This window comes from Pseudomonas sp. Pseusp10 (assembly GCF_059492225.1).
In genome coordinates this window covers 24160-50557 of the sequence record NZ_CP168528.1, presented here as the reverse complement: position 1 = coordinate 50557, position 26398 = coordinate 24160, and the positions used below count along the sequence as shown (strand labels likewise).

Genomic DNA, 26398 nt, shown 5'->3' with positions numbered 1-26398 from the left:
AACACCTTCCAGAGGCCTGTGTAACAGAAAATGCGTACACAGGTCTCTGGCTGACGACAACCGGTCTGACCGGCGCGGGTTATTGTGATTTTCTGACCCGCAGGTACCACTCGGACAGCAGTCGTACCTGTTTGTCGGTGTAGCCCCGCTCGACCATCCGTGTCACGAAGTCGTTGTGTTTTTGCTGGTCCTCCTTGCTGGCCTTGGCATTGAAGCTGATGACTGGCAGCAGGTCCTCGGTGTTGGAGAACATTTTCTTCTCGATGACCACCCGCAGTTTTTCGTAGCTGAGCCAGGTCGGGTTCTTGCCGTTGTTGTTGGCCCGGGCGCGCAGGACGAAGTTGACGATTTCGTTGCGGAAATCCTTCGGATTGCTGATGCCGGCCGGTTTTTCGATTTTCTCCAGTTCCTCGTTCAGCGCTACGCGATTGAGGATTTCGCCGGTTTCCGGATCGCGGTATTCCTGGTCCTGGATCCAGAAGTCGGCGTACAGCACATAACGATCGAAGATGTTCTGGCCGTATTCGCTGTAGGACTCGAGGTAAGCGGTCTGGATCTCCTTGCCGATGAATTCGATGTAGCGCGGTGCCAGGTATTCCTTGAGGAAGCGCAGATAGCGTTCGCGGGTCTCGGCCTGGAACTGTTCCTGTTCGATCTGTTGTTCCAGCACATAGAGCAAATGCACCGGGTTGGCGGCGATTTCGTGCGGATCGAAGTTGAACACCTTCGACAGGATCTTGAACGCGAACCGGGTGGAGAGACCGTTCATGCCTTCGTCGACACCGGCGTTGTCGCGGTATTCCTGGATCGACTTGGCTTTAGGATCGGTGTCCTTGAGGTTCTCGCCGTCGTACACGCGCATCTTCGAGTAGATGTTGGAGTTTTCCGGCTCCTTGAGGCGCGAGAGCACGGTGAACTGAGCCAGCATCTTCAGGGTATCCGGTGCACAATGAGCCTTGGCCAGCGAGCTGTTGAACAGCAGCTTGTCGTAGATCTTCACTTCGTCACTGACCCGCAGGCAGTACGGCACTTTGACGATGTAGATCCGGTCGATGAAGGCTTCGTTGTTCTTGTTGTTGCGGAAGGTATGCCATTCCGATTCGTTGGAGTGCGCCAACAGGATTCCGGTGAACGGAATCGCGCCGAGGCCTTCGGTACTGTTGTAGTTGCCTTCCTGGGTGGCGGTCAGCAGTGGGTGCAGCACCTTGATCGGTGCCTTGAACATTTCGACGAATTCCATCAGGCCCTGGTTGGACCGGCACAGTGCGCCCGAGTAGCTGTAGGCATCGGCGTCGTTCTGTGGGAATTCTTCCAGTTTGCGGATATCGACCTTACCCACCAGTGCCGAGATGTCCTGGTTGTTTTCATCGCCCGGTTCGGTCTTGGCCACGGCGATCTGGTTGAGGATCGACGGATAGAGTTTGACCACGCGGAATTGGCTGATGTCGCCGCCGAATTCGGCCAGGCGTTTGGTGGCCCATGGCGACATGATGGTGTTGAGGTAGCGCCGTGGAATGCCGAAGTCTTCCTCGAGGATCGCGCCATCTTCGGTGGCGTTGAACAGACCCAGGGGCGATTCGAAAACCGGCGAGCCCTTGATCGCATAGAAGGGCACTTTTTCCATCAGTTGTTTGAGCTTTTCGGCCAGGGACGATTTACCGCCACCGACGGGGCCGAGCAGGTAGAGAATCTGTTTCTTTTCTTCCAGACCCTGAGCGGCGTGACGGAAATACGACACGATCTGGTCGATGCATTCTTCCATCCCGTGGAAGTCTTCAAAGGCCGGATAGCGGCGGATCACCTTGTTGGAAAAAATGCGCGACAGTCTCGAGTTGGTCGAGGTGTCGAGCAGCTCCGGTTCTCCGATGGCCAGCAGCAGACGCTCGGCGGCGGAAGCGTAGGCGCTGCGGTCCTTTTTGCACAGCTCCAGGTACTCTTGCAGAGAGAGTTCTTCCTGGCGTGTGGACTCGAAGCGTTGTTGGAAGTGGCTAAAGATACTCATGACGTCACCTCGCTCGATACGTGGAGCCGACGCCGGATCACTCAGTCGATGCTGGCAGCAACCGAACAGGCGGTTGCTGTTTACCCCCCAGAACTCCCTCAAGGCTTACCGCCCCGAAAGCTACTCCCGATGACCCGTGCGCCGGTGTACCGGCTCTCCCCTGTTTTGGATGGCCTGCGCTTAAGGATAGTTGGGAATTCGGCAGGTAAAGGCGAGATACGTAATTGTTTGTGGCAGACCGTTCGTCTGCCACCGCGCCAGCCCGCAGGAGCCGGGGCTTGCAACGTTACAAAAAAATTATTCGCAGGTGCCTTGCGCCGTTTCCGCAGGGTACGTCGTACGCCACAACTCAAATCCGCCATCCATGCTGTAGACGTCGGAGAAGCCCTGGCTGATCAGGTAGGCGGCCGCGCCCTGGCTGGAATTGCCGTGATAGCAGACCACCACGGTCGGTGCGTCGAGGTCGGCACCCTGGATGAAAGCGTGCAGTGAATGATTGTCCAGATGCTTCGAGTCTGCGATGTGCAGGGCGGCAAAAGTGGCCGGGTCGCGGACGTCGACCACCACGGCGCCTTGTTCGCGCAGGGCTTGGGCCTGTTCCGGGGGGATACGTTTGAATTCGCTCATGGCGGGCTCCTGTGGCTCGGCTGAATGGGCAGTCTAGCGCGGGGCGCTGGCTGGTGATGTTTGGGGAATGGATGAGGCGACTGACGGCACGGCAACATGGCCGTGTTCGTCGCATTTGCAGGACAGGCGCTCAAAGCTGTCGACGTTCATCAGGGTCAGGGCGCCGCCCCAGACACAACCGGTGTCGAGGGCCGAGATACCCGGCTCGTCGCACTTGCCTTCCAGTGCAGCCCAGTGACCGAAGAGGATTTTCAGACCTTTGGTCTTGCGTTCCTTGTGCTGGAACCAGGGCTTGTAGCCAGGTGGTGCGGTATCGAGACCTTCCTTGCTCTTGAGGTCGAGTTTGCCTTCGGCGGTGCAAAAACGCATGCGGGTGAAATAGTTGGTGATCACCCGCAGGCGCGTCACGCCTTTGAGGTCGTTGTCCCATTTCGCCGGATCGTTGCCGTACATGCCATCGAGGTAGGGCGGCAACAGGTTGTCGTCACGCAAGGCGGTCTCGACTTCGGCAGCACACTTCAAGGCTTTGCGCAGCGACCACTGGGGTGGAATGCCGGCATGGACCAGTGCCACGTTGCGTTGTTCGTCGTAGTGCATGAGCTTTTGCTGGCGTACCCATTCGAGCAGCTCGGCGCTATCCGGCGCTTCAATGATTTCGCGCAGGGTATCGGCCTTCTTCAGGCGTTCGATGTTGCGTCCTGCCGCCAGCAGGTGCAGGTCATGGTTGCCGAGTACACACACCAGCGATTCGCGGATGCCATAGAGGAAGCGCAGGGTTTCCAGCGACTGCGGGCCGCGGTTGACCAGGTCGCCCACCAGCCACAGACGATCCCGTTGTGGGTCGAACGCCACTTGTTTGAGCAGGCATTGCAGGGCCTGAAGGCAGCCTTGCAAGTCGCCGACCGCGTACGTTGCCATCAGTGCAAGGCTCCGGGCACCGCCAGGCGGAAGGGCGCGATGATGGCATCGAAATGTTTGCCGTCATCGGAAAGCATCTGATAGGTGCCCTGCATGGTGCCGACCTTGGTGGTCATGACTGTGCCACTGCTGTAGGTGTGACTCTTGCCGGGGTCGATCAACGGTTGCTGGCCTACCACGCCTGCGCCGCGCACTTCTTCGACATGCCCGTCACCGTCGGTGATGACCCAGTGCCGAGACAGCAATTTGGCGCGCACCAGGCCATTGTTTTGCACGGTGATGGTGTAGGCGAAGGCAAAGCGGTCGTGCTCGGGTTGCGATTGTTCTGCCAGATAGCGGGTGACGACGCTGACGTCGACCTGATAACGAGGATCGGACATGCAAGGGGCCTTAAAAACGAAGCGGGACGCGGGGCGTAGCTGATGGGGTTCAGTCTAGGCCAAGTATCGGGTAGTAGACCAGAGTGGCGTCCTACCCGATAGCGCTCATCGCCTGTCAGTCAGCGGCAGGCTTTTGTGGCGCCTGCTCGCTGAGCTTGTCGGCCAGGCGCACGAAGGCGGCCAGGTCGAGTTGCTCGGGACGCAGGCTGCCATCGACGCCGGCGGCTTCGATTTCGGCATTGCTCAGCAGCAGCTTGAGGGTGTTGCGCAGGGTTTTGCGGCGCTGGTTGAACGCTTCGCGCACGACGCGCTCCAGCAAGCGGTGATCCTTGGCCGGGTGCGGCAGCACCGCGTGGGGCACCAGGCGCACGATGGCCGAGTCGACTTTCGGCGGCGGGTTGAATGCGCCCGGGCCGACATTGAATAGATGTTCGACCCGGCAGTGGTACTGAACCATGATCGACAAGCGGCCCCAGTCACCACCACCCGGGCCGGCAGCCAGGCGCTCGACCACTTCCTTTTGCAGCATGAAGTGCATGTCGCGAATCAGGTGCGAGTTGTGCAGGAGGTGAAAAATCAGCGGCGTGGAGATGTTGTACGGCAGGTTGCCGACCACTCGCAGGCTGCCTGGCGCGGCATTCAGGCTGTTGAAGTCGAACTTCAGTGCATCGCCCTGATGCAGGTTGAAGTTGCTCTTGTCGGCAAACTGCTGGTTGAGGATCGGGATCAGGTCCTTGTCCAGCTCCACCACATCGAGTTGGGCGCCGCTGCTGAGCAGGCCTTGGGTCAGTGCGCCCTGGCCCGGGCCGATTTCCAGCAGGCGGTCTTCTGCCTTGGCGCGAATGGAACGCAGGATGCGGTCGATAACGCCGGCATCGTGCAGGAAGTTCTGGCCAAAGCGTTTGCGCGCCTTGTGTTGGTATTGCTCGGTCATAAACGGGTCTCGGCCATCTGGTAGGCGGTTTCCAGGGCGACTTGCAGGCTGCCGGTGTCGATCTTGCCACTGCCGGCCAGATCCAGAGCGGTGCCGTGGTCGACCGACGTGCGGATGATCGGCAAGCCAAGGGTGACGTTGACTGCCGCGCCGAAGCCTTTGTACTTCAGCACCGGCAGGCCCTGGTCGTGGTACATCGCCAGCACTGCGTCGCAGTGCTCCAGATATTTGGGGGTAAACAGAGTGTCGGCGGGCAGGGGACCACGCAGGTCCATGCCTTCGCCGCGCAGGCGCTCTAATGTGGGTTCGATGATATCGATTTCTTCATGGCCCAGGTGTCCGCCTTCACCGGCATGGGGGTTGAGCCCGCAGACCAGGATACGTGGCCGGGCGATGCCGAATTTGTTTTGCAGGTCGGCGTGCAGGATTCGCGTGACGCGTTCCAGGCGCTCCGGCGTGATTGCATCGGCAATCTCGCGAAGGGGAAGGTGAGTTGTCACCAGTGCCACGCGCAATCCGCGTGTGGCCAGCATCATCACCACTTGCGCGGTATGGGTCAGGTCGGCGAGGAATTCCGTGTGCCCGGAAAAGGCGATGCCGGATTCATTGATCACACCCTTGTGCACCGGGGCGGTAATCATGCCGGCGAAATGTCCGTCCAGGCAGCCCTGGCCAGCGCGGATCAGGGTTTCCAGAACGAAGGCAGCGTTGGCCTTGTCCAGTTGCCCGGCAACGACCTTGGCATTGAGTGGTGTATCCCAGACATACAGGCTATTGGCTGGCGCGGGCGCATCCGGCCAGTTGTCCGGTGTGACCGGCAGCAAGTCGACAGCCACGCCCAGTTGCGCGGCCCGCTCAATGAGCAGGTCGCGGCTGGTAATGGCAATCAGGGGGTGGGGCTGGGCTTGCGAGGCGAGCAGCAGGCACAGGTCGGGACCTATGCCGGCCGGTTCACCGGGTGTCAGCGCGAAACGTTGAGGTTTCACTGCGCTGCCTGGTCGGCGCCAGGGAGTTTGATTTCCACGTACGCTTCGTCACGGATCTGACGCAGCCAGGTTTGCAGCTCTTCGTCGTATTTGCGGTTACGCAGTACGGTCATTGCTTGCTGCTCGCGAGCCTGTGTGGTGCTGTCGGTGGCGCGACGACCAAGGACTTCCAGAACGTGCCAGCCGTATTGAGTCTGGAACGGCTTGGACAGCTGACCTTGTGGGGTCTTGGCCATCACTTCACGGAACTCGGGCACCAGCGCGCTCGGGTCGATCCAGTTCAGGTCGCCGCCGTTGAGGGCGGAACCGGGGTCTTCCGAGTAGCTTTTTGCCAGCTCGCCGAAGTCTTCGCCAGCCTCGATACGGCTGTAGAGCGACTGGGCCAGGGCCTTGGTTTTCGCTTCGTCGCGGATCGGGCTTGGTTTGACCAGAATGTGGCGCACATGCACTTCATCGCGCATCTGGGTCTCGCCGCCACGCTTGGCGAGGATCTTCAGGATGATGAAACCGCCCGGCGTGCGCATTGGCTGGGTGATATCACCCACCGGCATGGTGCTCAGCAGGCGATCGAATGGCGGTGGCAATTGAGCGGCTTTACGCCAGCCCATGTCACCACCTTCCAGTGCGGTTTCGCTGGCGGACTTGGCGATGGCCAACTGACCGAAGTCGGCGCCTTGCTTGAGTTGCTGGTAAATCGCATCAGCCTGTTTGGCTGCATTCTGAATTGCGTCGGAGTTGGCGCTTTCCGGCGTAGGAATCAGGATGTTGGCCAGGTGGAACTCTTCGGACAGCTGCATTTTGCCCAGGTCGGAAGCCAGGAAGTTCTTCACTTCCTGCTCGGAGACCTGAATGCGTTCGGCAACCCGACGCTGGCGCACGCGGCTGATGACCATTTCGCGACGAATCTGCTCACGCGCGTCGTCGTAAGACAGGCCGTCGCGAGTCAGGGCGGCGCGGAACTGCTCGACCGACATGTTGTTGCGCTGGGCAATGGTGCCGACAGCCTGGTTCAACTCTTCATCGGTAATGCGGATGCCGGAGCGTTCGCCAATCTGCAATTGCAGGTTTTCGACGATCAGGCGCTCCAGTACCTGCTGCTCCAGCACGCTGGCCGGCGGCACGGCAGAACCACGCTTGGCAATGGTTTGCTGAACGTCATGAACGCGTTGGTCCAGTTGGCTCTGCATGACCACGTCGTTGTCGACGATGGCCACCACTTTATCGATGGACTGCACTGCAGCGCTTGCCGCCGTACTCAGGAACAGCGCGCCCAGCATCAGCGGGCGCAGACAATCAGAAAGCTTGGTCTTCACGTTCACGATAACCTTGAATGCCTTTGTCGAGGAAGCTCTCTGCCTTGGCGCCGGTGAGGCCGCCGAGTCCCTTCAGAACAATTTGGAGGAAGACGCCATGGTCGCCTTTTTCGTTTTGCGGTGCTTGTTGGCTGAACTCGTCGTAATCAACGAAGTAACGGTTGATCAGGCGTAGTTTCCAGCAGCAGCTGTCGTACTCGAAACCACCGAAGGCTTCCAGGGTACGGCTGCGGTTGTAGTCATACTGCCAACGGCTGATAGCGCTCCATTGCGGCACGATCGGCCAGATCACCGAGAAGTCGTGCTGTTTGATCTTGTAGTAATCCTTCACGAAGCCAGGCTGGCCAGGGGTGCCGTAGTCACCGCCGAACTGCCATTGACCGGTGTTCTGGTTGTAGATCACCTGGTCGTTACGATAGCGATAGCCGACGTTGACCACCTTGTTCGGGTTGTCTTCAGGCTGGTAGTGGAACATCGCACTGCCCGAACGAGGGCTGCGGCTGTCCGGGTCCCAGTTGTAGTCGGCCGTGGTGCGCCAGTCGCGATTCCAGCGATATTCGTATTCCAGCGCATAAGGCGAAACATTCGAATGTGCATCGGCGCGGGTTTGTGGGTTGATGCCCGGCAACTGTACTTCGCGGTCCTTGAAGTACAAGGCCTGGCCGACACTGATGCGTTGACGCTCGAAACCGTTGTCTTCGATCCAGCGGCTGGTCACGCCCAGGGACAGTTTGTTCTCGTCACCGACACGGTCGGAACCGGAGAAACGGTTGTCCCGGAACAGTGACGCATAGTTGAAGGTGTATTCGCTGGTATCGAATACCGGGATGTCTTCCTGGTCGACCTCAGGCACGTACAGGTAGAACAGGCGCGGCTCGAGAGTCTGGCGGTAGTTCTTGCCGAAATACTGGGTATTTCGATCGAAGTACAGACCGCTGTCGATGCTGGCAATCGGCACGCCGCGGTTCTGGTTGCTGTCAAAATTACCGTTGAAATTCTTAGTCCCGGCTGCAGCCGCGGCTTGATCCTGAGTCACGATTTGACTTTTGCCGATACTGTCCAGGTCCAATTGGTACTGGGTGTACTGGTATTTGAGCTTCGGTGTCAGGAAGCCGTACGTCGTATTCATCGGCAGGCTCATGGCGGGCGCGAGATTCAGGCGGTCGCCAGTGGCGCGAGCCAGACCTTGAATGTTGTTATCAATACGGGGCGTCACATTACCGTCTTCGTCGGAGTAGTTGCCGGTCTGCAGATCCCGGTCAAACCGTACCAGTTCGGTGTTGTATGTGAAATCCAGGCCTTCCGGATGATAGGGCAGCATACCGTCGAGGGTGAGCTGCGGCAGGCGGTCGTAGGGCGTAATGTTCGATACGCTCGCCAGTTCGTATGCCTGGGCGTTCACCCGAGCAGTATAGCTGTCGCCACGATAGGTGACGGAACCCTGCTGGTTCACGTAGTCGTTGCTTTTCACACCGATCTGGTCGGTCTGCAGATCCTGGAAGTAATACGGATCGCTGATCTTGGTGTAGTCGACTTGCGTGAATACCCGCGAGTCGAGACCACCCTTGTGCTGCCAGTTGTACATGTAGCGGGTTTTCTCGGCGTCGGACTGCTTGTCGCGTTCGTTGCTTTCGTCGTTGAGGTACGCCGCACCGAACTGGCCTTCGCTGGTCTTGGTCAGGTAGCGGAATTCGCCTTCCATCAACAAGCCGTGTTTTTCCATGTAGCGCGGGTACAACGTGGCATCGTAGTTCGGCGCCAGGTTGAAGTAGTACGGGGTGACCAGCATGAAGCCGGTATCGCTGCCGGTGCCGATGGACGGCGGCAGGAAGCCGGACTGGCGACGGTCGTCGATCGGGAAATAGATGTACGGCGTGTACAGGACCGGAATGTCCTTGACCCGCAGAGTCACGTTGGTCGCTGTACCGAAACCGGTGGCCGGGTTCAGGGTGATGTTATTGCCCCTGAGCTGCCAGGCGTTGCTGTTCGGTTCGCACGTGGTGTACGTACCATCCTTGAGGCGGATGATCGCGTTCTCGGCACGTTTGGCGTACAGCGCATTACCGCGAACGCGGGATTTGTGCATCACGTATTCGGCGTTGTCGACCTTGGCTTCACCGGTGTCGAGCTGTACGTCGGCGTGGTCGCCAACGATCAGTGCGCCGTTGTCGCGAATGCGCACGTTGCCGTTCAGGTCGCCACGGCTTTCGGCCTGGTACAGGTTGGCTTCGTCGGCTTCGACCTGCATGCTGCCCTGACGCATGACAACGTCGCCGGCCAGGGTCGCGACCTGCTCATCCTGCTTATAGCGGGAGGCTTTTGCGCCGATGAAGGTTGGAGCGTCACTTTTATTCGTCTTGTCATTCATGCCAGGACGAATCGGTTCGATATAGGAACCAGAGCAATAAGGACCGGTTTCGGCCAATTGTGCGGCAGTGAGCTGTTCGCGCGGAACCCAGTCGAGGTGACTATAGTCTGCGCTACGTGACTTCAGGCCACGGCCTTTGGATTCGGTGACCAGTACCGGCTTGGCGCCAGCGTCTTCGCTGGAACCGTTCTCGGCCGGGGCTTCGCCGGTGGCGGAAACAGCGCTGCCGTCATGGACGGGACGCGGTGGCAATGCAGCCGCCGGCGACTTTGGTGCACAGTCCCAGGAACCCGAAGCAGAGACTGAACAGTCAAACTGTTCCGCGGCGACCACGTAGGAAGTGGCAAGGGGTTGCAGCGCCAGCAAACTGCCGGTAACCAACAACGGAAATTTTTTACGAAACGCGGGGGATTTCAATGCCATCTTATTAGTCCGGGCTTCCTGCGTGCCATCTGCCCGCGGTGTGGGCCGCACGCCTCTCGATGGTCTGAAAAAGATGCTGGATAATAAAGCATGACCCGCTTGACGGCTAGCGCCGTCGGAGACCCTTGCAATGCCTGATCAAGATGTACGCTTGCAACACCTGAAAGTTTGGCTCGATGAACAATTGGCGACCCTTTTTGCCGAGCAGGATTGGGGTGTCGTACCCCCGGCCACGTTGACTGCGGCCAGCAGCGACGCGAGTTTCCGGCGGTATTTCCGCTGGGAAGGCGACGGTAAAAGTTTCATCGTGATGGACGCCCCCCCGCCCCAGGAAAACTGTAAACCCTTCGTGGATATCGCCTTTTTGCTGGCGAAATCCGGAATAAATGTGCCGAAAATTTATGCCGAAGACCTCGAGCGCGGTTTTCTTTTGCTCAATGACCTGGGCAACAAGACCTATCTGGACGTCATCGACAGCGAAAACGCCGACGATTTGTTCAAGGATGCCCTGCAAGCGTTGCTGGCTTTCCAGCAGTTGCCGATGGTTGCGCCTCTGCCGAGCTATGACGTGGCATTGCTGCGTCGTGAGCTGGAACTGTTCCCCGAGTGGTACGTGAAGCGCGAATTGGGCATCGAATTCGACCCGGCCCAGCAAGTGCTCTGGCAGCAGGTCAGCGATCTGCTGATCGACAGCGCCCTGGCACAGCCAAAAGTCCTGGTGCATCGTGACTACATGCCGCGCAACCTGATGCTCAGCGAACCCAACCCCGGCGTGCTGGATTTCCAGGATGCGGTGTATGGCCCGGTGACCTACGACGTGACCTGCCTGTTCAAGGACGCATTTCTCAGCTGGCCGCAAGAGCGCGTGCACGGCTGGCTCGAAAGCTACTGGCAGCAAGCGGGCGCCCTCGGTATTCCGGTTCAGCCCGAGTTCGAGGATTTCCTGCGTGCCAGCGATTTGATGGGGGTGCAACGTCACCTGAAAGTCATCGGCATTTTCGCCCGTATCTGCCATCGTGACGGCAAGCCGCGTTATCTGGGTGATGTGCCGCGTTTCTTTGCCTATATAGATGCCGTGATCGAGCGCCGTCCTGAACTGGCCGGGCTGGATGTGTTGCTGGCCAGTCTGCGTGCCGGAGTGACAGCATGAAGGCAATGATTCTGGCCGCGGGCAAAGGCGAGCGCATGCGCCCGCTGACCCTGACCACGCCAAAACCGCTGGTTCGTGCAGGCGGAGTCCCGCTGATCGAATATCACCTACGAGCGCTGGCCGCCGCCGGATTCACCGACATCGTGATCAATCACGCCTGGCTCGGTCAGCAGATCGAAGACTATCTGGGCGATGGTTCGCGCTATGGCGTGAGCATTCAGTACTCGGCGGAAGGCGAGCCCCTGGAAACCGGCGGTGGGATTTTCCGCGCGTTGCCGTTGCTGGGGGATGAAGCATTTGTCGTAGTCAACGGCGACATCTGGACCGATTACGACTTCAGCGTGCTGCATCAGCCCATCAATGGCCTGGCGCATCTGGTGCTGGCGAACAACCCACCCCATCATCCGGCCGGGGACTTCAGCCTGGTCGGAACCCTGGTGCGCGACGGTCAGCCGGAAGCTGCCACCCTGACCTACAGCGGCATCGCCGTGTTGCATCCGCAGTTGTTCGACGGTTGCACCGCGGGGGCCTTCAAGCTCGCGCCGCTGTTGCGCAAAGCCATGGCTGACGGGCAAGTGACCGGCGAGCCATTGAAGGGGCACTGGGTTGATGTCGGCACTCACGAGCGTCTGGCCGAAGTTGAATCATTAATAGAAGCGAGCCGCTGACATGCTGTGGCCAGGGACTCTGATTGGAGCCGGGGCAGGTTTTGCCATAGCCAGTCTTCCGGGGGCCATGCTTGGTGCATTGTTGGGGCAGGCGCTGGACCGGCGCCTGCACTTGCAGAGCTGGGGGCACTTGCGGGAAAAGCTGGGCGGCCGTCCGGTGCTGCGTAACGATGAATTGCTGTTTGTCTTGTTGGGGCGTCTGGCCAAGTGCGACGGCCAGGTGACGGCCGGGCACATCGATCAGGCTCGGGCGGAAATGCGCTCGCTGGAAATGTCCGAGCCGGCCCAGCGTCGTGCGATTGCCGCGTTCAATCGCGGCAAGTCGGACCGCGACCGGTTACGCGGTTATCTGCGTCGCCTGAGTGCCCAGCCCCATGCGGCGGAAGGCGTGTTGCGCGCCTGCTGGCGCATGGTATGGGCCGATGGTCGTGCCGGCCGCAGTGAGCGTGAGTTGATCGGCCAATGGGGCAAGTGGCTGGGCTGGACGCCGCACCAGGTGCAAGCGTTGGCCCATGACTATGAGCCGCAGAAACGGCCATTGGGCAACAGCGTGCCAAGTTATCAGGATGCCTTGCGGCTTCTGGGCGTGTCGGCCACCAGCGAGCCGGCGCAGATCAAGCGAGCCTATCGGCGCCTGCTCAGTCGCCATCATCCGGACAAGATTGCCGGCAGTGGCGCGACGGCGCTGCAGGTGCGTGAGGCCACCGAGAGGACGCGTGAGTTGCATAGCGCCTATACGCTGATTCGGGAGCGGCGGGATTTTCGCTAACAGGAAGATTTGTGTCGTCTGTTATGGCCCTATCGCGAGCAAGCTCGCTCCCACAGGTTTTATGTCGATTACAAAAGTTGTGTGCGACGTTAATCCTGTGGGAGCGAGCTTGCTCGCGATGAGGGCGACTCGGTCCTTCAGTCTGTCGCAGGCTGCGGATTCAACCAGCCCCGCACCCGCCGGAACAGTTGCTCCTGTTCGGCCTTGCTATCCGGCAACGCCTTGAGTGCGACCTGGCTGAATGCCGACGACTTCAGGCGTTTGCTGGCCTGCAGGCGTTCCAGTGCTGCGTTGCGATCCGGCGCCTTGTCCTTGTAGAAAATATCCGCGGTCGGCAGTTTCAGGGTCGGAGTCAGCTCTGCCAGCCCGGGCGCGGCCGCCACAGGTGTCCGGGCGGCAATCATCACCAGTTTTTCGACCTGCGATGGCTGCTTCTCGCTCAGGTAGCGCGCGGCCCAATAGGCGCCGGAACCATGCCCCAACACCACGATACTGCGAGCGCTTTGCTGTTCGGCGAACGCGATTGCGGCGTCGATCCGGGCAAAGATGCGCTCGGCATCTGCCCTGGACTGTTCTTCGGTGGTCTCGGCGATGGCCTTGTCGGCTACATCGGCCTCGCCAGCGGCCACCTGTTCGATGGGGGCCGCGGTGGTCGAGTCTTTACTGCCGGTTTCGGGGGCCTTGGGAGCCGGCGCCGCTTCCACGATTCGTGGCGCAATGGCATCGCTTTGCAGGTCCGGCAAGGTGATACTCAGGCTGCTCCACTCGGCATCCGGCAATTTGCGCCGTAAAGGGCCGACCGCTTGCGGCCAGTCAACGGTTTCGCCGGCGGCCGGGATGATAATCACCGCGCCTTTGGGGTCGGCGGCGTTGGCCGGTTTCCACAAAGCCAGAAACGTGTCGGTGCCCGCTTGCAGTTGTTGCTGTTCCTGAGCCGGGATCTTTCGCTCAAGTGCAGTCGCTTCTTCCTGACTACGTTCAGGCAGCGGCTGACGTTCGAGTGGCTTTTCTTCGGTGGTTTTTTCCTTGGCGGCGGGCGCCGGGTCGGCCGCCTCGACGGAAAAAGCGCAAGGCAGGATCAACGACAGGCACAATGCTGGCAGTGCCAGGCGGTAGACAGGGGGCATCGGATATTCCAGGCCAGAAGTTGTTCCGGCAGCCTAATGGGTTGGTCAGTATTTGTCAGTGTGTGAGAGTTCAATGATGCGTTTTCGCTGCCTGTGGGTTATCGGCTGTTTGTGGTTTCCCTTGATGGGCTGGGCGGCAGTCGTGCCCCCGGTGCACGTTGCCCAGCTGTCACCGAAACAACAGCACTGGCTGGCGCAGCAAAGCGAGTTGCGGGTCGGCGTGGTGTTACAGGCACCCTATGCGCAATACGATCGCCGCTTGCAGCGCCTGTCAGGGGTGAACGTCGAGCTGATGAAGTGGCTCGCAAAAAACCTCAATGTCGAACTGAGCTGGCGCAATTTTTCCGACCTTGAACAATTGGAAGCCGCGGCCCGGGAGGGTGAAATCGACATTGCCCCGGGGCTGACCCAGACGCCCGGCGGACTGCGCCTATGGCAGTTTTCCGACCCCTACATGCGGGTGCCGCAACTGGTGGTCAGCGACCAGAAAAGCGCCGGCACGGTCGAGCTGGAAAAACTCGACAGCCAGACCCGCGTCGCCGTGCGCATGCCCAGTGCCATTGCCGATTACCTGCGCGGCAACTATCCGCACTTGAATCTGCAAGGCGTACCGATGGAACGCCAGGCATTGCAATTACTGACTGGCCAGCAGGCGGCTTATGCGGTGATCGATGAGGCGCAACTGGGGCGCCTGTCCGTCGAACCGGAGTTCGCCGGGTTGGTGGTGGTGGGGGATGTCGGCCTGCCACAGTTGCTGCGGGTGGCCACGCGCCGCGACAAGCCGGAACTGGCGGGCATCGTCGAAAGTGCATTGCGGGCGATCCCGGCCAAGGATCTGGAACAACTGCACAATCAATGGCTGCAACCCAAGTATCCGCGCCTCACCGAGTCTCCGGGGTTTTGGCAAAACCTTTGTCTGTTGCTGGCCGTGCTGGCGTTGAGTTGCATGGCCATCGTGTTCTGGCAGCGCCGCCAGCAGCACAACCTGGAGCAACGCTTGTTGGCCGCGCAGGAAGACATTGCCTTGCGCGCCGCCAGCGAAGAGGCCTTGCGGCTCACCCAGTTTTCCATCGACCAGAGCACCGTTGGTATCCTCTGGGTCAACTGGGACAGCCATGTGCGCTACGCCAACCGCGCGGCGGAAAGCATGCTTGGCTATCCGGCCGGGGGGATCATCGATCGCCCACTGATCGATTTCGAACCCGGCCTGCACATGGACCGCTGGCTGAACCTGTGGAAGCGTGCCCGGGCCAGTGAAGAGGGCCCGCAAAGCTTCGAAGCCAATTGCGTGCGCGCTGATGGCAGCATTCTGCCGGCCGATGTCTCGTTGAGCTTCCTGCGCTTTCGCGATGGCGAATACCTGGTGGTTTACCTCAACGACGTCACCGAGCGACGTCGCGCCCTGGCCGCCTTGCGGGAAAGCGAGGCGCGGCTGCAAGGCATCGCCGCCAACGTTCCGGGACTGGTTTTCCGGCTGGAGCGGGCGCCGGTGACGGGCCAGATCGACTTTGCCTACATCAGCGAAGGCAGCGAAAGCCTGGTGGGTTATTCGCCGGCCACGCTGGCGCATCGCGATAAAGGCCTGCGCAGCCTCGTGCATCCGGATGACAAGGCTAGCTATCACCAGACCCAGGATCATGCGCTGGACACCGACAGCGACTGGTCGTGGCAGGGGCGAATCCTCACGCGCCAGGGCGAGCAGCGCTGGGCGGAAATCAAGGCCATCACCCGTCAGCTGGAAGACGGCGCCTATGTCTGGGACGGGATCGTCTGGGACATCAGCGAGAGCAAGCGCATCGAACTGGAACTGGCCAGTTCCCGGGAGCAACTGCGTGAATTGTCCGCGCACCTGGAGAGTGTGCGCGAGGAAGAAAAAGCGCGCATCGCCCGGGAAGTTCACGACGAACTGGGTCAGATGCTGACCGTGCTCAAGCTGGAAACCTCCATGTGCGAACTGGCTTACGCGCAACTTGATCCCGGTCTGCATGAGCGCCTGAGCAGCATGAAGCGCCTGATCGCTCAACTCTTCCAGTTGGTTCGCGACGTCGCGACCGCATTGCGCCCGCCGATTCTTGATGCCGGCATTGCCTCGGCCATCGAATGGCAGGCCCGGCGTTTCGAGGCGCGTACGCAGATTCCGTGCCTGGTGCAGGTGCCGGACAACTTGCCGGTGCTCAGTGATGCCAAGGCGATCGGCTTGTTCCGGATCCTTCAGGAAGCGCTGACCAATGTCATGCGCCATGCCCAGGCGCATACTGTTGAACTGACACTCGCGCTGGAAGGCGACGAGTTGTGTCTGACGGTCGCCGATGATGGCGTAGGATTTGTTGCTGCGCCTGGCAGGCCAACGTCCTTTGGGATCGTCGGAATGCGTGAGCGGGTGTTGATCATGGGCGGTGAGTTATCCCTTGAGAGTGAGCCGGGTGAAGGCACGACGCTGAGTGTGCGAGTGCCATTGGATGGGGCCTGATTATTTAATGTTGTCTGTACTGACGCCTTCGCGGGCAAGCCCGCTCCCACAAAGTTTTGTGTAAATACTCAAATCCAACGTGGGAGCGGGCTTGCTCGCGAATGATCCTGAATCTGGAGAAGAACGTGATTCGTGTACTGGTAGCCGAAGACCACACCATTGTTCGCGAAGGCATCAAGCAATTGATCGGCCTGGCCAAGGACTTGTTGGTGGTGGGGGAGGCGAGCAATGGCGAGCAGTTGCTCGATACCTTGCGTCATGTGCCCTGCGAAGTGGTGCTGCTGGACATCTCCATGCCGGGTGTTAATGGCCTGGAAGCCATTCCGCGGATTCGCGCCCTGAACAATCCACCGGCGATCCTGGTGTTGTCGATGCACGATGAAGCGCAGATGGCCGCCCGGGCGCTGAAGGTTGGCGCTGCCGGTTATGCGACCAAGGACAGCGACCCCGCGCTGTTACTGACGGCCATACGCAAAGTGGCGTCAGGCGGACGTTACATCGACCCGGAACTGGCCGACCGCATGGTTTTCGAGGTCGGCCTGACCGACTCGCGTCCATTGCACTCGTTGCTCTCCGAACGCGAATTTTCCGTGTTCGAACGCCTGGCCCAGGGCGCCAACGTCAACGACATCGCCCAGCAACTGGCGCTGAGCAGCAAGACCATCAGCACCCACAAGGCGCGGCTGATGCAAAAGCTCAACATCACCTCGCTGGCGGAACTGGTGAAGTACGCGATGGAACACAAGCTCCTCTAAAGCACACCACTGTCCAATGTGGGAGCGGGCTTGCTCGCGAAAGCGGTGTGTCAGTCGACATATCCGGGCCTGATACACCGCTTTCGCGAGCAAGCCCGCTCCCACAAGTCCGGTGGTGGCATACCGATTTGCGACACTGTTCAAAACCGCATTGGCTTGTTCTTGCGGCCTGCAACTGAGCGCTCGCCGCTGTGCTTGCCAAAACGCGCCATCCTTGTAGGGCAATCCCTACCCCCAGCCTTCCATCCGGCTGAGGCGAATCTCTCTTGCGCCCCGATTTGCGTGACCCTCAGCGTCCACTAGGCTTAATCCCACAGCAGTCATCAATAACAAAGGTGTGGGTATGAGCCAGGTCGATTCAAGCGCAGGGGCCAATGATGTTCTGGTCAGCTTCCGTGGAGTGCAGAAGAGCTACGACGGCGAGAACCTGATCGTCAAAGACCTCAACCTGGACATTCGCAAAGGCGAATTCCTCACGTTGCTCGGGCCGTCCGGCTCTGGCAAGACCACCAGCCTGATGATGCTCGCCGGTTTCGAAACCCCGACCGCGGGCGAAATCCTGTTGGCGGGGCGCGCCATCAACAACGTGCCGCCGCACAAGCGCGACATCGGCATGGTGTTCCAGAACTACGCGTTGTTCCCGCACATGACGGTGGCTGAGAACCTGGCGTTCCCGCTGACCGTACGCGGCATGAACAAGAGCGACGTCAGTGCCCGGGTCAAGCGCGTGCTGAGCATGGTCCAGCTCGATGCGTTCGCCCAGCGTTACCCGGCGCAGCTTTCCGGCGGTCAGCAACAGCGTGTGGCATTGGCCCGGGCGCTGGTGTTCGAACCGCAACTGGTGCTGATGGACGAACCCCTCGGCGCACTCGACAAGCAACTGCGTGAACACATGCAGATGGAAATCAAGCACCTGCACCAGCGCCTGGGCGTAACCGTGGTCTACGTGACCCACGATCAGGGCGAAGCCTTGACCATGTCCGACCGTGTGGCGGTGTTCCATCAGGGCGAAATCCAGCAGATCGCGCCGCCGCGCACCCTCTACGAAGAGCCGAAAAACACCTTCGTCGCCAACTTCATCGGCGAGAACAACCGCCTCAATGGCCGACTGCACAGTCAGACCGGCGACCGCTGTGTAGTCGAACTGGGGCGTGGTGAAAAAGTTGAAGCGCTGGCGGTGAATGTCGGCAAGACCGGCGAGCCGGTGACCCTGTCCATTCGCCCGGAGCGAGTGAGCCTCAATGGCTCCAGCGACCAATGCATCAACCGCTTCTCGGGGCGAGTCGAGGAATTCATCTATCTGGGCGACCACGTCCGGGTTCGCATGGAAGTCTGCGGCAAGACCGACTTCTTCGTGAAACAACCGATTGCCGAGCTTGATCCCTCGCTCGCCGTCGGCGACGTGGTACCGCTTGGCTGGCAGGTCGAGCACGTTCGTGCGCTCGACCCTCTTTTAGAGGCGAACTGATCGCCCGGGCAATACCAACACCAACCCTGCACGTGGAGAGAACAATAAATGTTGAGATCCCTGAAATTCACCGCTTTGGCACTGGGCATGATGGGCGCGGCGCACGCGATGGCGGCCGGCCCGGACCTGACCGTGGTGTCCTTTGGCGGGGCGAACAAGGCGGCTCAGGTCAAAGCCTTCTACGCACCGTGGGAAGCGGCAGGTAACGGCAAGATCGTGGCCGGCGAGTACAACGGCGAAATGGCCAAGGTCAAGGCCATGGTCGACACCAAGAGCGTGTCGTGGGATCTGGTAGAGGTTGAATCGCCGGAACTGTCCCGTGGTTGCGACGAAGACATGTTCGAACAACTTGATCCGAAGTTGTTCGGCAAGACCGAAGACTACGTCAAGGGCGCCATCCAGCCTTGCGGCGTGGGTTTCTTCGTGTGGTCGACCGTGCTGGCCTACAACGCCGACAAACTGAAATCCGCACCGACCAGCTGGGTGGATTTCTGGGACACCAAGCAGTTCCCGGGCAAGCGTGGCCTGCGTAAAGGCGCCAAGTACACCCTGGAATTCGCACTGATGGCCGACGGCGTTGCGCCGAAAGACGTCTACAAAGTGCTGGCCGGCAAAGACGGTCAGGACCGCGCGTTCAAGAAGCTCGATGAACTCAAGCCGAACATCCAGTGGTGGGAAGCCGGCGCACAACCGCCGCAATACCTCGCTTCCGGTGACGTGGTCATGAGTTCGGCCTACAACGGCCGGATCGCTGCCGTACAAAAAGAAAGCAACCTGAAAGTCGTGTGGAACGGCGGTATCTACGACTTCGACGCATGGGCCATTCCGAAAGGCCTGGATGCCAAGCGTGCAGAAGCGGCGAAGAAATTCATCGCCTACTCGGTACAGCCACAGCAGCAGAAAACCTACTCGGAAAACATCGCCTACGGCCCGGCCAACACCCAAGCCGTACCGTTGCTGGCCAAGGATGTCCTGAAAGACATGCCGACCACCCCGGAAAACATCGCCAACCAGGTACAGATCGACGTCAGCTTCTGGGCTGACAACGGCGAACAACTGGAACAGCGCTTCAACGCCTGGGCTGCCAAGTAAGACCGCACCGCGGGCTTACGCTGTAGGAGCGAGCTTGCTCGCGAAAGCGGTGGGTCAATCAACATAGATGTTGAATGTGATGGCCTCATCGCGAGCAAGCTCGCTCCCACAGGTTGCGGTGTTTCAACACAACAGAGGTGGTTCTCCGCCTCTGTAACGATCAAAGATTCCCGGAGTACGTCATGGCTATCGCCGTTCCCCTGAACGAGGGCACCAGCCCCACCTTGAAGCAGCGGCTCAAGCACGCCGAGCGGGTCAACCGCTGGAAGGCCCAGGCGTTGATCGCACCGTTGGTGCTGTTTCTGTTGCTGGTGTTCCTGGTGCCGATCGTGGCGCTGCTCTACAAAAGCGTTGGCAACCCGGAGGTGGTCGGCGGCATGCCGCGCACCGTGACGGCCATCGCCAGTTGGGACGGTCGCGGCCTGCCCGCTGAACCGGTTTACAAAGCGGCGGCCGAAGACCTCGCCGACGCGCGCAAGAATCAGACCCTGGGCGATCTGTCCAAACGCCTGAACATGGAACTGGCCGGCTACCGCAGCCTGCTGACCAAAACTGCCCGTGCCTTGCCGCTCGCCACTGAGCCGGCTTCCTATAAAGAAGCGCTGGAAGGCCTCGATGAGCGTTGGGGCGACCCGGCCTACTGGCAAGCGGTACGCCGCAACACCAGCAGCATCACCCCTTATTACCTGCTGGCGGCTGTCGATCATCGCATCGACGACCTCGGCGAAATCGCCCCGGCCACCCCGGATCAGGCGATCTACCTCGACATCTTCGCCCGCACCTTCTGGATGGGCCTGATCATCACCGTGATTTGCCTGGTGCTGGCGTATCCCCTGGCTTACCTGTTGGCGAACCTGCCTTCGCGCCAGAGCAACCTGCTGATGATTCTGGTGCTGTTGCCGTTCTGGACGTCGATCCTGGTACGGGTCGCGGCGTGGATCGTGTTGCTGCAATCGGGTGGCCTGATCAACAGCGGCCTGATGGCCATGGGCATCATCGACAAGCCGATCGAGTTGGTGTTCAACCGTGTCGGTGTCTACATCTCGATGGTGCACATTCTGCTGCCGTTCATGATCTTGCCGATCTATAGCGTGATGAAAGGCATCTCGCCGACCTACATGCGTGCTGCGATTTCCCTCGGCTGCCATCCGTTCGCCAGCTTCTGGCGGGTGTACTTCCCGCAGACCTATGCCGGTGTCGGCGCCGGTTGCCTGTTGGTGTTCATCCTCGCCATCGGCTACTACATCACCCCGGCATTGCTGGGCAGCCCGAACGATCAAATGGTCAGCTACTTCGTCGCCTTCTACACCAATACCAGTATCAACTGGGGCATGGCGACCGCACTCGGTGGGCTGCTGTTGCTCGCGACGGTCGTGCTTTATCTGATTTACAGCTGGCTGGTGGGCGCGAGCCGCCTGCGCCTGAGCTAAGGGGAGAACGAAATGCTGAGTCCTTATATGTCGCCCATCGAACGGGTGTGGTTCTACAGCTTGCGGATTCTCTGCGGCTTGATTCTGTTGTTCCTGATCCTGCCGGTACTGGTGATCATTCCACTGTCGTTCAACTCCGGGAGTTTTCTGGTTTATCCGCTGCAAGGCTTCTCGCTGCACTGGTACCAGGATTTCTTTGCCTCGGCGGAATGGATGCGTTCGTTGAAGAACAGCATGATCGTGGCCCCGGCAGCCACCGTGTTGGCGATGATCTTCGGTACGCTGGCGGCGATCGGCCTGACTCGGGGCGACTTCCCGGGCAAGGCGTTGGTGATGGCGCTAGTGATTTCGCCGATGGTGGTGCCGGTGGTGATCATTGGTGTGGCCAGTTACCTGACCTTCGCTCCACTGGGATTTGGCAACAGCTATACCTCTTTGATCGTCGTGCATGCCGTGCTCGGTGTGCCGTTTGTGATCATTACCGTGTCGGCGACGTTGCAGGGGTTCAACCACAACCTGGTGCGGGCCGCTGCGAGCCTGGGCGCTTCGCCGCTGACCACTTTCCGCCGGGTGACCTTGCCACTGATTGCACCGGGCGTGATATCCGGGGCGCTGTTTGCCTTCGCGACATCGTTCGATGAGGTGGTGGTGACGCTGTTCCTCGCCGGTCCTGAACAAGCGACCCTGCCACGGCAGATGTTCAGCGGCATCCGCGAAAACCTCAGCCCGACCATCGCCGCCGCCGCGACACTGCTGATTGCCTTCTCGGTGATCCTGCTGCTGACCCTGGAATGGCTGCGTGGGCGTAGCGAGAAACTGCGTACCGCGCAGGTCTGACGCCGAACCCGGTAAAAATGTGGGAGCGGGCTTGCTCGCGAAAGCGGAGTGTCAGCTGATATAAAAGCTGAACGACACACCGCCTTCGCGAGCAAGCCCGCTCCCACAGGGGGTTCCAGTGGACCATTAGTTCATTCACCGCCTGAATACCAGCCAACCCCAAATCCCCAGCTACTATTGTGCCCAGCTCCCCTACCTATAAGAGGCTGCGCACATGAGTATTTCCTCTTTCAAAATCGCTCACAAACTGATCACCGGCGCAGGTGCCATCGAGCAACTGTCTGCCGAGCTGACGCGCCTGGACATCGACAACCCGCTGATCGTCACCGACGCCGCCCTGGTCAAGTCCGGCACGGTAGAGTTGGCCCTCGCGCAGTTGGGCGAACGCAGCTACGAGATCTTCGACCGGGTACTGCCGGATCCGGAAATCGCCATCGTCGAAGATTGCATGCAGGTGTATCGCGAAGGCGGGCATGACGGATTGATCGGCCTGGGTGGCGGCAGTGCCATCGACATCGCCAAAAGCGTTGCAGCCTATGCCGGTTACCACGGGGCGCTGGAGGACTTGTTCGGTATCGATCAGGTGCCGCGCAAAGGCCCGCCGCTGATCGCCATCCCGACCACGGCCGGCACTGGCTCGGAAGTGACCAACGTCGCCATCCTTTCCGACAAGGTCGCGCAACTGAAGAAGGGCATCGTCAGCGACTACCTGTTGCCGGACGTGGCGCTGGTCAGTCCGCAAATGACCCTGACCTGTCCGCGCAGCGTCACGGCGGCCAGTGGCGTCGATGCGCTGGTGCATGCCATCGAGTCCTATCTGTCGGTCAATGCCTCGCCGATTACCGATGCCCTGGCCATCGGCGCCATCAAGTTGATCGCCAGGGCATTGCCAAAGGCCTACGCGAATCCGTCGAACCTGCAAGCCCGGGAAGACATGGCCACCGCCAGCCTGATGGCCGGCATGGCGTTCGGCAATGCCGGGGTCGGCGCAGTGCATGCGTTGGCGTATCCGCTGGGTGGGCGCTTCAACATTGCCCATGGCGTCAGCAACGCCTTGTTACTGCCCTATGTCATGACCTGGAACAAGATGGCCTGCATCGAACGCATGCAGGATATCGCCGAGGCCATGGGCGTGAAGACTGCACATTTGAGTGCCAACGATGCGGCCGACAAAGCCGTGCACGCCATGACCGAGCTGTGTGCAGCCGTAGAAATTCCCCTGGGCCTGCGCAGTTTCGGTGTTCCCGAGGACGTCATCCCGTCCATGGCCGCGGAAGCGGCGGGGATCGAGCGCTTGATGCGCAACAATCCGCGCAAGTTGAGTGCCGTCGATATCGAAAAGATCTATCGCGCGGCGTACTAGGGCCTTCTCTGATCAGGGATGATGGCAAGGTCCAATCATCGCGCTCACGGTGCGCGCGTCAAAGCATGAGGTATACAATGCGCGCCATCGTGATTCTGCTCAGAAAAGGTGCGTCATGCAGCCCTTCGTAATTGCTCCGTCGATTCTCTCCGCCGACTTCGCCCGCCTGGGTGAAGAAGTGGACAACGTCCTGGCCGCCGGCGCCGACTTCGTGCACTTCGATGTCATGGACAACCACTATGTACCGAACCTGACCGTCGGCCCGATGGTCTGCTCGGCGCTGCGCAAGTACGGCGTTACCGCGCCGATCGACGCACATTTGATGGTCAGCCCGGTGGACCGCATCGTTGGCGACTTCATTGAAGCCGGCGCGACCTACATTACCTTCCACCCGGAAGCCACCCAGCATGTCGATCGTTCACTGCAACTGATCCGCGAAGGCGGCTGCAAGTCGGGCCTGGTGTTCAACCCGGCGACCCCGCTGGATGTGCTCAAGCACGTGATGGACAAGGTCGACATGATCCTGCTGATGAGCGTCAATCCAGGGTTCGGCGGGCAGAAGTTCATCCCCAGCACCCTCGACAAACTGCGAGAAGCACGGGCTTTGATCGATGCTTCTGGCCGTGACATTCGCCTGGAAATCGACGGCGGCGTGAACGTGAACAACATCTGCGAAATCGCAGCGGCCGGTGCCGACACCTTCGTCGCCGGCTCGGCCATCTTCAATGCGCCGAACTATCAGGAAGTCATCGACAAGATGCGTTCCGAACTGGCGCTGGCTCGCCCATGAGCGGTTTTGAGCAGTTGTTCCCGGGGCAACTGCCGCGGCTGGTGATGTTCGATCTGGACGGCACGTTGATCGATTCGGTCCCCGACCTTGCGGCGGCTGTGGATAACATGCTGCTCAAGCTCGGGCGTAAACCCGCCGGCATCGAATCGGTGCGCGAGTGGGTCGGCAACGGTGTGCACATGCTGGTTCGCCGGGCGCTGGCCAACCATATCGACGAAGAAGGTGTCGATGATGTCGAAGCCGAATATGCTCTGGAGTTGTTCAACGGCTTTTATGAGGCCGGCCATGAGTTGACCGTGGTTTACCCCGGCGTGCGCGATACCCTGAAATGGCTGCAAAAACAGGGTGTCGAGATGGCGCTGATCACCAACAAACCGGAGCGTTTCGTCGCGCCGCTGCTGGATCAGATGAAGATCGGCCGCTATTTCCGCTGGATCATCGGCGGCGACACCCTGCCACAGAAAAAACCGGACCCGGCCGCGCTGTTTTTCGTGATGAAAATGGCCAATATTCCGGCTTCGCAGTCGTTGTTTGTCGGCGATTCGCGCAGCGATGTGCTGGCGGCGAAAGCAGCGGGGGTCAAGTGCGTGGCCCTGAGCTACGGCTATAACCACGGTCGGCCAATCGCGGAAGAATCGCCCGCGCTGGTGATCGACGACCTGCGCAAGCTAATTCCCGGTTGCCTGGATCAGGCCGCTGAGATAACGTTGGCCGACGCTGTCAAACCCCCTTCTGGAAACGCCATCGTGGTGGTCACTCGCAAACTCTGGATGAAAGTCATCAAGGCCCTGGCCCGCTGGCGTTGGCGCGCCTGACTTGATCCTGGCCGGTTTCCGGCGCGTTTGCATACCTGACTGTTCGACCCTCAAGCCACGAGGCACCTCATGATCCGCGAAGAATTCCTGCGTTTGGCCGCTGCCGGCTACAACCGTATTCCGCTTGCCTGCGAAACCCTGGCCGACTTCGACACGCCGCTGTCGATCTACCTGAAACTGGCTGACGAGCCCAATTCCTACTTGCTGGAGTCCGTACAGGGCGGCGAGAAGTGGGGCCGTTACTCGATCATCGGCCTGCCGTGCCGCACCGTGCTGCGGGTTCACGACCATCACGTCAGCGTGACCGTCGACGGCGTCGAGACCGAAAGCCACGACGTGGAAGACCCGCTGGCCTTCGTCGAAACCTTCAAGGCCCGCTACAACGTGCCAACCATCGCCGGCCTGCCGCGCTTCAACGGCGGCCTGGTGGGTTACTTCGGTTACGACTGCGTGCGTTATGTCGAGAAGCGTCTGGGCAAATGCCCGAACCCGGATCCGCTGGGCGTGCCAGACATCTTGCTGATGGTCTCCGACGCCGTGGTGGTATTCGACAATCTCGCTGGCAAGATGCACGCCATCGTGCTGGCCGATCCGTCCCGGGACGACGCCTTCGAGCAAGGCCAGGTACGCCTGGAAGAGCTGCTGGAAAAACTCCGTCAGCCAATCACCCCACGCCGTGGCCTGGACTTCAGCAAGCAACAGTCTGCTGACCCGGTGTTCCGCTCCAGCTTTACCCAGGACGATTACGAAAAAGCCGTCGACACCATCAAGGAATACATCCTGGCCGGTGACTGCATGCAGGTCGTGCCGTCCCAGCGCATGTCAATCGACTTCAAGGCGGCGCCGATCGATCTGTATCGCGCGCTACGCTGCTTTAACCCGACGCCTTACATGTACTTCTTCAACTTCGGCGACTTCCATGTCGTCGGCAGTTCGCCGGAAGTGCTGGTGCGGGTCGAAGACAACCTGATTACCGTGCGCCCGATTGCCGGTACCCGTCCGCGGGGGGCCAACGAAGAGGCCGATCTGGCACTGGAAAAAGACCTGCTGTCGGATGACAAGGAAATTGCCGAGCACTTGATGCTTATCGATCTGGGCCGTAACGACACCGGTCGTGTATCGGAAATCGGTTCGGTGAAGCTCACCGAGAAAATGGTCATTGAGCGTTATTCCAACGTGATGCACATCGTGTCCAACGTTACCGGGCAACTGAAAGCCGGGCTGACGGCCATGGATGCGCTGCGGGCGATTCTGCCGGCGGGCACCTTGTCCGGTGCGCCGAAGATTCGCGCGATGGAGATCATCGACGAACTGGAGCCGGTCAAGCGTGGCGTCTATGGCGGTGCGGTCGGTTACTTCGCCTGGAACGGCAACATGGACACCGCCATTGCGATCCGCACGGCGGTGATCAAGAACGGCGAACTGCACGTGCAGGCCGGTGGCGGCATCGTCGCCGACTCGGTGCCAGCGCTGGAGTGGGAAGAAACCCTGAACAAGCGCCGTGCAATGTTCCGCGCCGTTGCCCTGGCCGAACAAACCCCGAACACCTGACTTCAAGCAAAGCCCTGTGGGAGCGAGCTTGCTCGCGATGGGGCCATTACTGCCACATTGATGTTGTCTGACCCACCGCAATCGCGAGCAAGCTCGCTCCCACAAGGGTTACACCACCATAAAAAAACGCGGCGCCTGTGAGGGCGCCGCGTTTTTTATTGT

Annotated in this window: 22 protein-coding genes; 13 read left to right on the top strand and 9 right to left on the bottom strand. The window is 60.2% G+C overall.

What is annotated here, in order from left to right:
- Positions 1–79 precede the first annotated feature (79 nt).
- The 8 genes from ACEN8Z_RS00230 to ACEN8Z_RS00195 all read right to left on the bottom strand — a co-directional run bounded on the left by ACEN8Z_RS00230 (position 80) and on the right by ACEN8Z_RS00195 (position 9951).
- On the bottom strand, positions 80–2002 hold the full coding sequence (locus ACEN8Z_RS00230; RefSeq protein WP_007993203.1) for a PrkA family serine protein kinase: 1923 nt from the start codon (positions 2000–2002) through the stop codon (positions 80–82).
- Between the two features lie 297 nt (positions 2003–2299).
- The gene (gene glpE / locus ACEN8Z_RS00225) at positions 2300–2629 is read right to left on the bottom strand and encodes a thiosulfate sulfurtransferase GlpE (protein WP_495596418.1); all 330 of its coding nucleotides are present in this window, start codon (positions 2627–2629) and stop codon (positions 2300–2302) included.
- Positions 2630–2662: 33 nt separating this feature from the next.
- A complete protein-coding gene (locus ACEN8Z_RS00220) occupies positions 2663–3547 on the bottom strand; it encodes a symmetrical bis(5'-nucleosyl)-tetraphosphatase (protein ID WP_007993205.1) in 885 nt (294 codons plus the stop codon).
- The gene (apaG, locus tag ACEN8Z_RS00215) at positions 3547–3927 is read right to left on the bottom strand and encodes a Co2+/Mg2+ efflux facilitator ApaG/CorD (protein ID WP_495596417.1); all 381 of its coding nucleotides are present in this window, start codon (positions 3925–3927) and stop codon (positions 3547–3549) included. The genes ACEN8Z_RS00220 and apaG overlap by 1 nt, the downstream gene beginning before the upstream one ends.
- 115 nt (positions 3928–4042) lie before the next feature.
- Positions 4043–4861, bottom strand: coding sequence for a 16S rRNA (adenine(1518)-N(6)/adenine(1519)-N(6))-dimethyltransferase RsmA (rsmA, locus tag ACEN8Z_RS00210; protein ID WP_495596416.1), 819 nt, complete (start codon positions 4859–4861; stop codon positions 4043–4045).
- Positions 4858–5847: a 4-hydroxythreonine-4-phosphate dehydrogenase PdxA gene (gene pdxA, locus ACEN8Z_RS00205; RefSeq protein ID WP_495596415.1), complete on the bottom strand. Its 990-nt coding sequence runs from the start codon at positions 5845–5847 to the stop codon at positions 4858–4860. Before pdxA ends, rsmA begins: the two co-directional genes overlap by 4 nt.
- Entirely contained in the window at positions 5844–7160 is a 1317-nt protein-coding gene (gene surA, locus ACEN8Z_RS00200; RefSeq protein ID WP_033051862.1) for a peptidylprolyl isomerase SurA, read from the bottom strand. Before surA ends, pdxA begins: the two co-directional genes overlap by 4 nt.
- Positions 7141–9951 (bottom strand): LPS-assembly protein LptD, encoded by a 2811-nt coding sequence (locus ACEN8Z_RS00195; RefSeq protein ID WP_495596414.1) that lies wholly within the window; start codon positions 9949–9951, stop codon positions 7141–7143. Before ACEN8Z_RS00195 ends, surA begins: the two co-directional genes overlap by 20 nt.
- A 130-nt stretch (positions 9952–10081) precedes the next feature.
- Between ACEN8Z_RS00195 and ACEN8Z_RS00190 the strand changes: the two genes are divergently transcribed.
- The 3 genes from ACEN8Z_RS00190 to ACEN8Z_RS00180 are packed head-to-tail and all read left to right on the top strand — an operon-like array spanning position 10082 to position 12538.
- Positions 10082–11101, top strand: a complete 1020-nt coding sequence (locus ACEN8Z_RS00190) for an aminoglycoside phosphotransferase family protein (RefSeq protein WP_495596413.1) — start codon at positions 10082–10084, stop codon at positions 11099–11101.
- On the top strand, positions 11098–11769 hold the full coding sequence (murU, locus tag ACEN8Z_RS00185) for an N-acetylmuramate alpha-1-phosphate uridylyltransferase MurU (protein WP_108231618.1): 672 nt from the start codon (positions 11098–11100) through the stop codon (positions 11767–11769). The genes ACEN8Z_RS00190 and murU overlap by 4 nt, the downstream gene beginning before the upstream one ends.
- Before the next feature lies 1 nt (position 11770).
- The gene (locus ACEN8Z_RS00180; protein WP_495596412.1) at positions 11771–12538 is read left to right on the top strand and encodes a TerB family tellurite resistance protein; all 768 of its coding nucleotides are present in this window, start codon (positions 11771–11773) and stop codon (positions 12536–12538) included.
- 137 nt (positions 12539–12675) lie between these two features.
- Here the strand turns inward: ACEN8Z_RS00180 and ACEN8Z_RS00175 are convergent, their stop codons facing one another.
- On the bottom strand, positions 12676–13665 hold the full coding sequence (locus ACEN8Z_RS00175; RefSeq protein WP_495596411.1) for an alpha/beta hydrolase family protein: 990 nt from the start codon (positions 13663–13665) through the stop codon (positions 12676–12678).
- A gap of 73 nt (positions 13666–13738) precedes the next feature.
- On the opposite strand from ACEN8Z_RS00175, the gene ACEN8Z_RS00170 reads away from it, so the two are divergent.
- From ACEN8Z_RS00170 to trpE, 10 genes are all read left to right on the top strand, one after another.
- Positions 13739–16135: a PAS domain-containing sensor histidine kinase gene (locus ACEN8Z_RS00170; protein WP_495596410.1), complete on the top strand. Its 2397-nt coding sequence runs from the start codon at positions 13739–13741 to the stop codon at positions 16133–16135.
- Between the two features lie 101 nt (positions 16136–16236).
- The gene (locus tag ACEN8Z_RS00165) at positions 16237–16890 is read left to right on the top strand and encodes a response regulator (protein ID WP_007993216.1); all 654 of its coding nucleotides are present in this window, start codon (positions 16237–16239) and stop codon (positions 16888–16890) included.
- 343 nt (positions 16891–17233) lie between these two features.
- On the top strand, positions 17234–18358 hold the full coding sequence (locus ACEN8Z_RS00160) for an ABC transporter ATP-binding protein (protein ID WP_007993218.1): 1125 nt from the start codon (positions 17234–17236) through the stop codon (positions 18356–18358).
- A 48-nt stretch (positions 18359–18406) separates the two neighbouring features.
- Positions 18407–19450 (top strand): polyamine ABC transporter substrate-binding protein, encoded by a 1044-nt coding sequence (locus tag ACEN8Z_RS00155; RefSeq protein ID WP_007993220.1) that lies wholly within the window; start codon positions 18407–18409, stop codon positions 19448–19450.
- Between the two features lie 182 nt (positions 19451–19632).
- The gene (locus ACEN8Z_RS00150; protein ID WP_108216892.1) at positions 19633–20880 is read left to right on the top strand and encodes an ABC transporter permease; all 1248 of its coding nucleotides are present in this window, start codon (positions 19633–19635) and stop codon (positions 20878–20880) included.
- Positions 20881–20892: 12 nt separating this feature from the next.
- On the top strand, positions 20893–21717 hold the full coding sequence (locus ACEN8Z_RS00145) for an ABC transporter permease (protein WP_008017428.1): 825 nt from the start codon (positions 20893–20895) through the stop codon (positions 21715–21717).
- A gap of 214 nt (positions 21718–21931) precedes the next feature.
- Positions 21932–23080, top strand: coding sequence for an iron-containing alcohol dehydrogenase (locus tag ACEN8Z_RS00140; RefSeq protein ID WP_495596409.1), 1149 nt, complete (start codon positions 21932–21934; stop codon positions 23078–23080).
- A 115-nt stretch (positions 23081–23195) separates the two neighbouring features.
- Positions 23196–23870: a ribulose-phosphate 3-epimerase gene (rpe, locus tag ACEN8Z_RS00135; protein WP_495596408.1), complete on the top strand. Its 675-nt coding sequence runs from the start codon at positions 23196–23198 to the stop codon at positions 23868–23870.
- A complete protein-coding gene (locus ACEN8Z_RS00130) occupies positions 23867–24685 on the top strand; it encodes a phosphoglycolate phosphatase (RefSeq protein WP_495596407.1) in 819 nt (272 codons plus the stop codon). The genes rpe and ACEN8Z_RS00130 overlap by 4 nt, the downstream gene beginning before the upstream one ends.
- 69 nt (positions 24686–24754) lie before the next feature.
- Complete coding sequence (gene trpE, locus ACEN8Z_RS00125; protein ID WP_495596406.1) at positions 24755–26236, top strand: anthranilate synthase component I; 1482 nt, start codon at positions 24755–24757, stop codon at positions 26234–26236.
- Positions 26237–26398: the final 162 nt, after the last annotated feature.